We start from the raw sequence: 12,861 nt of genomic DNA, 5'->3' as shown, positions 1-12,861 counted from the left end.
TTGGAGAACTTATACCTTATTATTCTATCTCTTTCATACCTTTATTTCCTTAACTTGACGCTTATGGTGGAATAGACTCACCTGGACTGAGTGAAAAAAACTCGATATCACCAATAAATAGTAGAAAAAACAGTTTAACATCAATAGCAAGCACTTCATCTGAGGAAAGTTTAAACTCAACATTGAGCTCTGTTGAAGAAGATAATGGCTTACAACCAGAGGATGAAGGAGAGACAAAATTAGCACACCCAACTAAAACAAGGTCCAAAGGGCCAAGTGGACGAAGATCTCCTTCTAAATATAATAAAAAGATTGAAGATCAAGTTGAGAAAGAGTCACCACAGGTGTCATCCCAGTGCGTGACACTGGGATCCAGAGAAAAAGAAAGTATGGATCCAAATAGTCAAACTACTCAGATGACAGGCAGCCAGGCAAAAGATTCAATGCAACCCGAAGAAAAAAGGGAAAGAAAAAACGCCATTACAATCGTGCAGAAATTTCCTTTGAATAAGAAAAAGGGTGAAGATACTCCACTTGAAAAACAACCCAATAACAGAAATCTTCACGTTGCATTTGTAGCAGGTTGTGCTCTCTCCACAATAGGGTGCATTGTTGCAGGAGCAATGACATCAGGATTGATAGGAGCAGGACTACTTGCTATGGTTGCAGTGCTTGCTATAGCAGCAGTATCTGAATTGCATTCAAACTTCCTATCAAGTAAATTATAGCACTTCTCGCAATAGTCCGAATAGGATAAGATATGTGCTTATGGCTATGGTAGAGCAGTAGCATATTATGATCTGTTCGGATTATTGTAAAAAGAGCTATAACATCCATTAATGTGAGTCCTCTTGTTGATGATAAGAGCTTACAGCATGTTCACAGCGGTAAAAATTAAATATGTGTTACTTGTAGTGGATAAGTGAATTCAGTTCTTGCCTATTGATATAAAAGTTGTTATATTTGAGGAATGTTTAAAAGGTGTTTAGTTGATGCGCATTCAATTGAATAAAGTTTTGGTTTTTATAGCCTTATTAAGTTTCATTTTTGCATCATATTCTAGCGAAGCAAGTTCGGCGAGTGATGAATTAAAGGGTATACAAGAAACGGTAAAAAATTTTATTTCTTCATTTTCAGTTAAAGATACTGTAGAAAATATGAGTCCTTCAACAATCATAGGGTTGTGTATAGCTGCAGTGATACTTGCAGTAGTGTTCAGAGGTCTAATCTTTTTTATGATAATGTTTGGTGTACTGGTCCTGATGTTCGGTAGTACAGAAAAGGCAACAGACTACTTAAAAGAAAAATTTAACTTTGCAAAAGATATAAAATTACAATCCAATAGCGAGAAAAAAGATAAAAATTAAGATAGTATTTTTATCTTTTTTAATTATCTTTATTGAATACGCATATGCAGTTAAAAGTACCAACAGTTAACTCTAAGCTTAAAAAAAAGAACAACTTAGCATTACTAGAAAGCATTGATTTAGATTTTGTTCCTTATGCTTGTCATTACGATGAAGAAACCATACTAACAAAACAGGGAGAATTGTTAAAAATAATCAAGTTAGAAGATTATTCTTCTGTTGATAACTACAGCGACCTCAGAACTGAAATTAGAAAAAGCATATCAAAAAATATTAATAGCCTGTGTTTTACCGTTTGGATTCATACCGTTAGAAAGCGCAATAAACTGAGCTTGAAATGGAATAAAACTGAAGACTTCTCTGACAACCTACATTCAACGTGGTTTAATAAACTAACTGATAGTAAATTACAGTATATAAATGAACTATACATTGTAATATTGTTTAGCGATTTTGGCAAGCATACTAATAATTCGTTTTTTTTCAATAGAATAAAGAATAAGCATAAGTTGTCTTTACAAGAAAGCCATCAGGAGTTGCAAAAGATAACTGACGTAATTCAAAATGATTTAGGACCTTTTGGAGCTAAAAAACTGAGTCTAAGGTTTAGTGAAGGTAAAATATATTCTGAAATGATAGAATTTCTCCACTATATTGTTACATTAACGCACAAAGATTATCAAATACATGAAAGGGACCTGTCGCAATATATTAGAAATTTTAAAATAGCTTTTGGTTTCAATACGTTTCAAACAACATTTGAAAATCAACAGAAATTTGGCTCTATTTTCAGCATAAAAGAATACCGGGAAATCTCTTTAGGTAATATAGATAGATGCTTGCAGCTTGAATCTGAATTTATCATTACAGAAATAATGATATTTACTAGTAATAACAAAGCAATAAAAGAATTTAAAAAACAAATCAACATGCTGCAAATTAGTGAGGATAATACCTTACTTAAAAGCTCAGGAATTGAAGAAATAATAGAGCTTGAAAAGACCTCTAGTATAGACTTCTGCCAACAGAAAATTATTTTTACAGTATTTGCAGATGATAGGAATAAGTTAGCTGAAAGTATTAGTGATTTATCTTCTATAATGTCATTAGTTGGCTTCATGATGTTTAGAACTGATTTACATATGGAAAGTCATTTTTGGGCACAACTTCCAGGCAATTTTGCTTTTATTACGCAACCGAAAAATATCCTAACAAAATACGCTTGCAGCTTTGCTATGCTGCACGATTTTACGTCAGGTACATTAAAAGGAAGAAGGTGGAAAGAAGCGGTAATGATTTTTTTCTCAAAAAAAGGAAATCCTTACTTCTTTAATTTTCATGGAAAAAGAAATAATGGCCATACTACGATACTCGGAGCTCCAAATTCAGGCAGAACTTCACTCATTAATTTTCTATTATCAGAATCAAGAAAGTTTAACCCAAGAATTGTCATATTGGATAACACTGGAAAATCAATAATTTTTACTAAAGCAGTGAGTGGTAAATATTACATAATCGATCCAAAATATAAGGACAAAAGCCTAAAATTTAATCCACTAAACATTGAAGATAGTGCTTCCAATCGCAATATGTTGGTTGAACTGATCAGAAGAATGGTAGCCGATACGAGCTTCGTGGACGTAGAAGAAAAGATAAGAAAAATTGTGGATTCTATATTTGCTATACCCAAGGAATCACGTTCTATTTCACAAATTTCTGAGGTGCTCTTGCTTCTTGGGGGTAAGATAAGTAGATGGTGTGACGATGGTGACTTTGCTTACTTATTTCAAGATGGTAATGAATCAGATATTGACTGGGAAACAAAAATTATATCTCTCAACACCGCAAACCTTACAAAACAAAAGGAATGTATGTCCGTGATACTTTACTATTTTTTATATTCTTTTGAGGCAAAATGTGATGGCTCGCCTGCAATACTTGTTTTGGATGAAGCATGGGAGATAAGTAATATTTTTCCTACAGAGAAAGAGTTTGATAACTGGATGCAAAGAATGACGGAACTAAATGTTGTAGTAATCCTAAGTACTGAAAATTTAAATCTCGCATTTGCTAGCAAATTTACTCAATATTTAGATAAACATGTTGATACAAGAATCTTGATGCCGAACGTCAATGCAAATAGATTATACATGAAAGCATTTTCTTTATCAAAAGAGGAGCTGAATATAATTCTGCAGACGCCAACGCAGGAAGGTTTATTTTTGATAAAACAGTATAAAGGATTAGTAACTTTAAATTTAGATTTAAAGAATATGCAAGAAATACATGTACTTTCAGCTAAAAAAGAGACGATAAAGTATATGTACGAGGCAATAAAGGAAAAAGGAGAAGAAGTTAATGAGTGGTTACCGGTATTTTATGAGAAGTGTAAGGCTTAATTTCTTATTGATATTTTTTTTGATACTTGGTCTTTCGTATCAAGGATATGCTGATTGTCCAACATTTGTAGAAAGTAATACTTGGTGGGAAGCAATAGTTGGTGGAGATTGGGTAAAGGAAATTAAGGTGCAAGCAATAAAAGATCAAGGAGTTGATGGTTACTTTAATCCCAAAATTAGAGTATGTGCTTATGATGGACAAAGTTATTGTTATGAATTACAAAGTGGGTAATCCTGCCGCCAGATATATGGAACGCAAGGTACAGGAGCTGGAGTTTCTGCTGCAGCTTTTATCGACTGGGAAGGAGATAAAACAAAAGCTGGAGGAGAAATTGCTCTGGGTCTTAAATGGGAATGGGCAGACGGTGTTACTGATGAGGAAAAAAGAAGATTCGCTAACTCTCCTAAAATATGTGCTTGCAGTCAAAAAGGGGCTTGTATGTCAGGAATTTCTTCATGGGGTTCTAGAGTATTTTCGGGTGAGAATATTTTCCGTCCTGTGGAGATGGAAAAAGTCTGTGATACCTGCTACCAAACGGCAGTAAAATGTGCTCCTGTTCCACTTGCACCTGGCCCCCCTCCATTTTGTGAACAACTTGCAATGTCGCTTCCACAAGTTAGAATTGTTCCTATGACAGATAAAGACAATGATTACTTTAATCCTAAGGTTAAGGTAATCATTGGTAATCTGAAAGGAAGAGACGGAGAGATTGGAGAAAAATTAGATTTCCCTAAAGGGTATGGAGAAAATAAAGCTGAGTGGCGCTCTATTTTAGACAAAGATGGCATCACGTACTACTTCAAAACTTATAGAGAAAAAGATAAGCTCTGCGCTGAATACCTTGGAACTCAAAGTATAGATGAAAACAATCCACAGTTCATCGGCTGTTTTCCTGCACCACCTGCTCCAGAACCTGAGATAGTGGAGATAGTAAATGCAAATACATTGAAAGTAGAAATGAAGATGAGTGAGAGCACTTGTGCTAAAGCACATGGAACCTATAGTAATGGTTCCTGTACTTTTAATGTTAATACTGACCTCAACCATCCTATAAACATTGGCCCCCTATCTTTAAAAGTAGTAAAACCAGCAATAGTAGCAAAAACAACTGATAGTAATATTGATAATATTATAGAAGGTATATTAGAAAGTAATCCGCAGCAATTTAAAGTTCTGAAAGAATATGGCTATGTTCCTGATGTGCAAATTAAATGTTCTAAAGGCGGAAGTTTTTATAGTTTTAATGATTTTGAGAAAAAGTTAAAAGACAAATCTATTCAATGTGAATTTAATAACTCTGGGCAGCCGGAAATAGAAGTAAAGTATAAAGGAAATTCTAACAGTAAAATGCTTTGTCTTTCTGGATGGCAGCCAGAACCAGAGGAGTTTGTTCTTAAAAGAGAAAATAAAATAATACCACTAAAATTAATGGGAACAAGATATACTAAATACAATGCTGTTTACTCCAAGGAATCAAATCAGTTCTATTGTCTTCCAAGCAAGGAAAATAAAAGAGCAGATCTCTTAAACAGAGATCAGAGTGAGTTAGATAAAATAATATTCAATAAGCAAGGGTATGTTTTCTTCCCTGACAACAATAAACAGGAAAAGGGGAAATGCAGTTACTGTGTAAAAAGAAATGATGAGATAGATGATACATTTAAATCTAGTAAAGGACTGAAAGTAGTGTACAAATTGACGGATGTAGAGCATAGAGAAAAATGTAATCAAGGTGATGATGGTTGTATCTGCTTTACTGGAACATGCAGCCGTTCAACACGATATGTAGACAAAAAAAACACTCAACCTTTTTATACAAAGATTTCACAAAATACAAATGGCGTTGTCACGCAACCAGAAGCACCAATAAAAGCAAACAGAACGGAGGTCTTTTACGCTGATAAATTGTGTAGGTTCGATTTAGAAGGTCTCAAAAAGAAATTAAAAGAAAAATTAAAAGAGATAATCAAGGAACAGCTGAAAAATAAGAAACCAGATCTTGAAAAAAATAATGAAAAATCCTATGATCATAAAAATAAAGATGTTTATACAGATGACTTATCAATAAAATTTGATCGTATTAAAATAGAAGCGTGGGGAAGTGGTGAAGCAGGTCATATACAAGGTAGTGGCTGTGACAGTCAAAAATGCCATTCTACTGAAAGCAGAGTAGGGATGCCAGGAGATTATATTAAAGCTAAACTGAAAATCGATCCTAATTATCCTATAATTAAGGTGCAAGTCACAGAGGGAAGGGGTAACCAGGAAAGTAACCTCTCAGATAAGGACGGGGGACCTGTTTTCATAGAAATGTGCAATTCGCAGAAGCAACATTGCCAGCAACTAATTACTGTTGCAGGTGGAGGTGAGTATAGAACATACGGTGGTAAGGGTTATGAGGAAACAGTAATTCATAAGCAAGATTTAAAGCTAGAGGAGAAAATTGTAAAGGCAGATAAACTGAAGTCTACACAAGACAATCAAATAGCACATATAGAAAATGGTGAAATCAAGTATGAAACAGTAGAGTGTGGAAGTGGTTTGAGAAGCAGTAGATCTGTTGCAGGTGGCTGCATTAATAAAAGCAAAGGAATTTATGGTAAAGGCTCTCCAGGGTATGTGAAGATTAGACCTATTATAAAGGAATTTGACGAAGAAGAAATAAATGCTGCTATTAAAAAAGTAATAGAGGATCTATACGATCTTGAAACTATGACTGATTTTTGGGTAGGGGATCTTAACGTGAATATAAGTGGGATAATTAAAGAGGAAGTCAAAAAAGAATTATCAAGGTAAAAAGATATAGCTCTGGAAATGATGCTCTTGTTTTAATAATTAATTAAAGTAAAGCATGTAGTAAATGGTGTAATTGCTGTATCTTAACAAAAAGGTATAACGAATGTAGGAGGGTGCTTTATGTCTCTAAAGAATAAAATTTCTGAGTTAATAGAACAACAATTTAGCATTAAATACCATGACAATTATTTGGCTTACACTATACATAATTGGGCTGCAAGCGAAATATCTGATTCTATTACTTTTTGCATAATTGGTTGTGGAAATTGCAAGATTGGATATCAAGATGTTGCAAAGTCATTCAACATAACAAAAGAAGAAATTGACCAAGGTAATATTGCAAGCATAGAAAGTAAAATAAAAAGTGAAGCTGAAAAATCAGGTAGCGAGTTTTCTGAGTTGATTTCTAGAGCGGATCAATCGCTAAGAGAACAAAGTGAAAAGTCTATTGTACAAATTTTAGATTCATCCGCTGAGGAGATGTTAAGGAGTTTCTGTGATAGCCATGTACAGTCTCCAGAGCCTCAAGAACCCTCTGCTTCATCTGAAGAGCATGCTACAGAAGGCCCAGAAACTAGTGTTAATTCAGATCTTTTGTCAACCTAATCAACCCCATATATATGTTTTTTTTGTACCCATGCTTTGCGTTTTGGGGTGGAAAGAAAGCACCATTCTTCGTTGCATTTTTCTATCTTCATCACAACAAACTTGTCTATTTTCATAGTAATCTTGCTGTCTACACTCTGTTTTTGATATCCATAAGTATCTTCTTTTACAATCGCGTAGCGCTTATCACTAAGAAGATTGCCTTTTATCCATCCGCAGTCTTCATCTATATCGCAGACCTTTTTCCAACTCTCAAACTCTTCTATCACTTTCAGGGGAAGATTTTTGCAAGTGTATATCCATTTTACAGGATAGTGAAACCCTGGCCCCGTTCTCATGTTGATCTTATTTGATTTGGTTGAAACAAAGTTGTTAGCAAACAAGCTATGGCTAAATAATAAAAACAACAGGATAATAGTACTGAACCAAGATCCCAGTGTCACGCGCTGGGATAACTTGAGGGATAGTGTAACAGACTTATTCATCATAATTCACGATTAGGTTGACATAAGATAAAGAGTAAATTAAAAATTGAATAGATCTTTAAATGCAAAATCAATGCCTATAGAAATATTAATGCCTGCTCTTTCACCAACAATGAGCAAAGCTGGAGGAAAAATTGTAAAGTGGCATAAAAAAGAACAAGACAAAGTTGAAGTAGGCGACGTAATTGCTGAGATAGAGAGTGATAAAGCCATAATGGAGTTTGAATCTATAGATGAAGGGGTTTTAGCAAAAATTTTAGTAACAGAAGGAACAAGTGGCGTGCCTGTAAATCAACCAATAGCTTTAATGCTGGAAGAAGGAGAAGATGAAAGTGCACTTAACAACTATACTTCAACTTCCATCAATGGTGCAGTTAAAAAGGAAGTGACAAAAAGTGCTGTTGATAATCAAAAATCAGAACACCAAGATTTAAACGGAAAGCCAATAAGTCATTCTTCGGTGTCATTCCAGCGCGTGACGCTGGAATCCAACCCCTCAATGTCATCCCAGTGCTTGACACTGGGATCTAGAAAAGAAGAATGGATCCCAGTGTCAGCTACTCAGATGACAGAGGGTTATGCAGAAGGTAGAACAAAAATAAGCCCATTAGCTCAGAAAATAGCTCAAAATGAAGGGGTTAATGTGCAGCAATTAAAAGGTACAGGACCATATGGTCGCATAATTAAGGCTGATGTGTTGGAGTTTTTAGGCAGTGGTATACATACTGAAAGTCCTGAGAAAGATACCATAGTTGAAGTAAGCAACATGCGCCAAGTGATAGCACAGCGCCTGACTGAATCAAAACAGAATGTTCCACATTTTTATTTAACTGTAGACTGCCAGGTTGATAAGTTAATATCGTTAAAAAACGAGATTAACTCAGCAGATGAAAACAATAAAGTAACAATTAATGATCTAATCATAAAAGCTGCAGCTTTCAGCATGAAAAAATTTCCTGATATAAATTCTTCGTGGATAGATAATAAAATACTGAGATATTCAAATATAGATATTTCAATCGCTGTGGCACTTGAAGATGGGCTAATTACTCCTATAGTAAAAAATGCTGATAAAAAGGGTATTTTATCTATATCAAAAGAAGTGAAAGATTTAGTAAGCAGAGCAAGATCTGGAAAATTGAAACCTGAAGAGTTTCAAGGAGGAGGGTTTACTATCTCCAACTTAGGGATGTTTGGTATAAAAGCCTTCAGTGCTATAATCAATCCGCCGCAATCTTGCATTATGGCAGTTGGTGCATCTAAAAAACAACCAATTGTTATGAATGAGAAAATAGAAATAGCAGAAATAATGACAGTAACGCTCTCTGTTGACCATAGAGCAGTTGATGGGGCACTCGGAGCAAAGTTTTTAAATGCCTTTAAGCATTATATAGAGAATCCTCTGGTGATGCTTATTGAAACTGCGGTAATCTATTAGCATTGTTATTACAAAATTAATACCTCTAAGTTTATACTTTTATTAGTTAATAGGTTTAGAGGTAAAAAAATGAATACTACAGTAGAAAAAAATAATCCAAAAATTTTTCCTCAAAATGAAGGAGAGATTAACTCAAAAGGCATGGTTGCCCCACCTGTTCCTCCGAAATCTTCCAAAGCTAAATTTGCTGGAATAAAAGCAATTTTTGAGCGAAATGTACCTCATTCTCAAGCAAATGATAGTAATAAAACAGTGAGTAGCAATCTTGGAAGAACATTTGGCCCAACAATGCAAAAACTCATGGAAGACAACATTCATAGCACTCCTAACAAACAACGCCGCAATTCAGGGGATAGTGGTATCAGTGATATTAGTAGCAGCACTTCTGATGATGAGGATAGAACAATAAAAGATAAAATGATGGAAAATGTTAAGCAGGATAACCATCAAAAAAGCTTTGATTTACATAAAGTACAAGCAACTGATGAATTAGAAACCGTAAAATTTCTCAAAACGCTAAGCAAGAAAGAAAGAGAAAAACTTGGTTTTTCTCCTAAACAGCAAAATAACCAAAAGGTTGAGACTAGCAAAAAAACTTATAATCCACTTGATTGGAATCCAATCTATCAAGGTATAGCTCTTTTTACAATAATCCGAACAGATCATAATATGCTACTGCTCTACCATAGCCATAAGCACATATCTTATCCTATTCGGACTATTGCGAGAAGTGCTATAAAAAGCTCTTTAGCTTAGGCAATATGTCGAGTAATTCGTCTTCATGTAGTGAAAAAAGCAATATTTCAGATGTAAGCGATAAGTCTAATAATTCAAACATTGTTAGATGTATAGCCTTTCTTATAATAGTCCGAATGCGATAAGATATGTGTTTATGGCTATAGCAGGCCAGTAGCATATTACGGTCTGTTCGGATTATTGTAAAAAGAGCTATAATATTACTAGGAGTAACAGTAAGGAAGACCTTCGTAAACCTGATGCTTCACATAATGACAAATCTGCAGGTAAAAAATTATCTAATGTCAATGTAAGCGAATTAATCAGAAAGTTTGAACAAGGTAATGACATAGTAAAAGGGCGTTAATCAAATGTTACCCTATCTTTGTATATGTGAAGGTAGGGTATCTTTTCAAAATAGTATATCCTTTATAGCTTTGTTAATTTTTGACTCCCTCTCTGCAAAAGCAGTTTCTAGAGAGGTTTTAAGTTTTTCCCATTCTTCTTGACCATTTAGAACTAAAGATTTATATTCATTTTCAATTTTTTCCAAGGATCTTTGACATGAGGAATCTAGTTCCTCATATATATCAATATTTATTGATTGCAGTATTACCAAAAATGCAAACAAATTCGGATCAGGTAATTCTTCTCTTGTGTGATTCAGAAGACACAGCTTTATTTTTTTTACGCAGTATTCTATTGTTTTTAACGACAGTGATAGGCTTTCTGCATAAAATATAAAACTATCTACAATCAAATTTTTTGACTTTTTCGGTAATTTAATATTTTCAAATAGTTCTTTTGTAAATTTTTCTATCGGTTGTTTTGGCAAATGTAAAGAGAGATCAGTAAAAGATTTTAGGTCAAAATTTGGTCCAAGTATTGTGCTGATTGCTCTTTGTACATTACTCTTATCTTTACCTACAGAAATAATGAAAACCAGCCCCTCCACATCAAGCATATACTTTATAGATTCCAAAAAATCGACAACGAATTTAGGACGGCACACATCAAGATTATCCACCATTATATAAATGTTTTTGTCTTTTCTGATTTTATTAACCACATCCGCTAACTGTATTTTGAAATCTCTAGTACTCTCTTTTCTTCTTTGGAGAAGACTTAATTCACTCAAGACAAAACCTATGTCTTTTTTATCAGCCTCTTTTGCAGCATCAAGAAATACTGAAAGCATAGCAAGTGGAGATTTACTGATCAGCTTTCCTAGTGTGTTTAGAGAAAATAGCTCTTGGTTTATGTTCTTGAACTGTTGTATAACGCTTCTTTTTACTTCATACGATGCAAATAAATCTTCAAATAGAAAATTTAAAAAAGAAGGAAGTGGTTGGTCCAATGCATTGATATCCCATGCACTATAATAAGCTACAATTTCATTTTGCTGTTTTAACTCTTTTACCCATTCTTTCAAAAAAAACGTCTTGCCCCATCCATCATATCCTTCTAAAGATATTATTGTAAAAGACTGATCAATTGTTTTAATTATAGTGTTGAATTTACCTGAAAATTGCTTATAGTTTAGGCGGTCATTTTCCCAAGCCACCACTTCAAGTGGTGGCAATATTTTTTTCTTTTTGAATGTTATTAGCGATATAAGTTTTTTTAGGCACATGTCTTATTTTATATTTAACTCATATTCTTGTCTTGAAGTAAGTGCTATCCTCAGCGTTCCTTCATCAAGATAGTCAATTTCTCCGCCCATTGGTATGCCGCAAGCAAGGCGTGATATTTTCACATCCAAATTTTTTAGCAATTCAATTATATATTGTGCAGTAACTTGTCCCTCTAATGTCGGATTAATTGCGATAATTATCTCTTCAATTTTAGACTCTGTCACTTTTTTCAGAATAGTGTCAAGGTTGAGTTCTTTTGGACCTATGCCATTTATTGCAGACAATCTGCCACCCAAAACATGGTATAAACCTGAATATATATTTCCTTTTTCAAACGCCCATAGATCACCTAATTCTTCTACTACACACAGTAACTTAGTGTCACGTTTTGGGTTAGTACAAATAGAACAAGGTGACTTAGTATCTAGATTTCCGCAAACTTCACACTCTATTATAAGATCTGCTAGCTCTTTAATCAAAGATGCAAGTGGTAGCATAACTTTTTCTTTGTTTTGGAGTAAATATATAACTAACCTGCGTGATGATGATGGCCCTAAACTTGGCAATTTAGAGAAAGCATGAACTAGATTTTTTATGTTAATGTTCATCCAATAAATTCAGAATAGGTAGTCAAATGGTAACATCAAACCCTTTGTAAAGAAAGTGGTAAGTTTCTCTTGATCCACTTTGATTAGGTATAGAAAAAATTTTTTACTCTAACGCAAAAAATTACTTCCGCACACTTAAAGCCTGATTATAATAGACTTCTTGCATAACCCAAACTAAGTAGAAAAAGGTATCATCCGAGCAGCTCTCCTTTGTCATCCTAGTGCCTCCTTTTTTGTCATCCCAGTGCCCAGACACTGGGATCCAGGAATTTTATTAAGTTTGTAAGCATAAAAGTATAGCTAACGTGAGCTCTACGTCATACTGCCGCGAACCGTCATACCGCGATTCATTCGCGGTATCTCTTAGCCGCTAACACGTAGCGGGATGACGGTTGTCAGGCTAGCTGTCATCCAAGTGCCCAGACACTGGGATCCAGAAATTTTAATTGTAAGTAAGCATACTGGGTTGATAAGTATAAAAGTAGCTAGAAAATAAACATTTTTGATGAGATTATATGGAAAACTGGATGCCAGTGTCAAGCACTGGCATGACACCCTTCACGGACTTTTAAATTACTTTAGCTATAAATATTAAGAAATTTACCAAATGAAAAAAAAGGCAAAAGAAGCCCTTGGGTTATTATCCGCTTTAAAATATTGGCGTTTTTTATGTTTTAAACGCTTGACAAGCGAGATTCAGCCGCTTTTAATTGCAACTAACTTACGCTGCAAATGTTTAAGAAATTTACTAAGCAGAAAAAAAGACAAAGAATCCCCGAGTTAGCTAGTCTT

General features: G+C 34.4%; 10 protein-coding genes and 1 pseudogene. 7 read left to right on the top strand and 4 right to left on the bottom strand.

Translation table 11 applies throughout. From position 1 onward, the window contains the following. The first annotated feature begins 182 nt into the window (after positions 1–182). The 5 genes and pseudogenes from OZD68_RS05260 (at position 183) to OZD68_RS05240 (ending at position 7,169) form a co-directional block, all read left to right on the top strand. On the top strand, positions 183–728 hold the full coding sequence (locus OZD68_RS05260) for a hypothetical protein (RefSeq protein WP_400667082.1): 546 nt from the start codon (positions 183–185) through the stop codon (positions 726–728). Between the two features lie 264 nt (positions 729–992). After that, entirely contained in the window at positions 993–1,367 is a 375-nt protein-coding gene (locus OZD68_RS05255) for a hypothetical protein (protein WP_182309942.1), read from the top strand. Positions 1,368–1,411: 44 nt separating this feature from the next. Further along, a complete protein-coding gene (locus OZD68_RS05250) occupies positions 1,412–3,766 on the top strand; it encodes a VirB4 family type IV secretion/conjugal transfer ATPase (protein ID WP_182309853.1) in 2,355 nt (784 codons plus the stop codon). Next, positions 3,747–6,563: pseudogene (locus OZD68_RS05245) on the top strand (hypothetical protein). The gene OZD68_RS05250 and the pseudogene OZD68_RS05245 overlap by 20 nt, the downstream one beginning before the upstream one ends. Positions 6,564–6,683: 120 nt before the next feature. Further along, positions 6,684–7,169: a WBM0748 family T4SS-associated protein gene (locus OZD68_RS05240; protein ID WP_182309852.1), complete on the top strand. Its 486-nt coding sequence runs from the start codon at positions 6,684–6,686 to the stop codon at positions 7,167–7,169. Here the strand turns inward: OZD68_RS05240 and OZD68_RS05235 are convergent. Beyond that, entirely contained in the window at positions 7,166–7,657 is a 492-nt protein-coding gene (locus OZD68_RS05235) for an SH3 domain-containing protein (protein ID WP_182309851.1), read from the bottom strand. The two genes, OZD68_RS05240 and OZD68_RS05235, sit on opposite strands and share 4 nt — an antisense overlap. Before the next feature lie 70 nt (positions 7,658–7,727). On the opposite strand from OZD68_RS05235, the gene OZD68_RS05230 reads away from it, so the two are divergent. Together OZD68_RS05230 and OZD68_RS05225 are read left to right on the top strand one after the other, a co-directional pair. Next, the gene (locus OZD68_RS05230; RefSeq protein ID WP_182309850.1) at positions 7,728–9,092 is read left to right on the top strand and encodes a pyruvate dehydrogenase complex dihydrolipoamide acetyltransferase; all 1,365 of its coding nucleotides are present in this window, start codon (positions 7,728–7,730) and stop codon (positions 9,090–9,092) included. A gap of 69 nt (positions 9,093–9,161) precedes the next feature. Beyond that, positions 9,162–9,848, top strand: a complete 687-nt coding sequence (locus OZD68_RS05225) for a hypothetical protein (protein WP_259366096.1) — start codon at positions 9,162–9,164, stop codon at positions 9,846–9,848. Here the strand turns inward: OZD68_RS05225 and OZD68_RS05220 are convergent. From OZD68_RS05220 to recR, 3 genes are all read right to left on the bottom strand, one after another. Then, a complete protein-coding gene (locus OZD68_RS05220; RefSeq protein WP_182309849.1) occupies positions 9,826–10,008 on the bottom strand; it encodes a hypothetical protein in 183 nt (60 codons plus the stop codon). The genes OZD68_RS05225 and OZD68_RS05220 overlap by 23 nt on opposite strands. 231 nt (positions 10,009–10,239) lie before the next feature. Further along, positions 10,240–11,460, bottom strand: a complete 1,221-nt coding sequence (locus tag OZD68_RS05215) for a KAP family P-loop NTPase fold protein (protein ID WP_182309848.1) — start codon at positions 11,458–11,460, stop codon at positions 10,240–10,242. Positions 11,461–11,463: 3 nt separating this feature from the next. Then, a complete protein-coding gene (recR, locus tag OZD68_RS05210; protein WP_182309847.1) occupies positions 11,464–12,069 on the bottom strand; it encodes a recombination mediator RecR in 606 nt (201 codons plus the stop codon). Positions 12,070–12,861: the final 792 nt, after the last annotated feature.

Origin of the sequence: Wolbachia endosymbiont of Drosophila bicornuta, assembly GCF_028982105.1 — a bacterium.
In the GTDB taxonomy this organism is placed as follows: Bacteria; Pseudomonadota; Alphaproteobacteria; order Rickettsiales; family Anaplasmataceae; genus Wolbachia; species Wolbachia pipientis.
The sequence above is the reverse complement of the archived record's forward strand: the minus strand, read 5'-3'. Positions and strand labels throughout refer to the sequence as shown.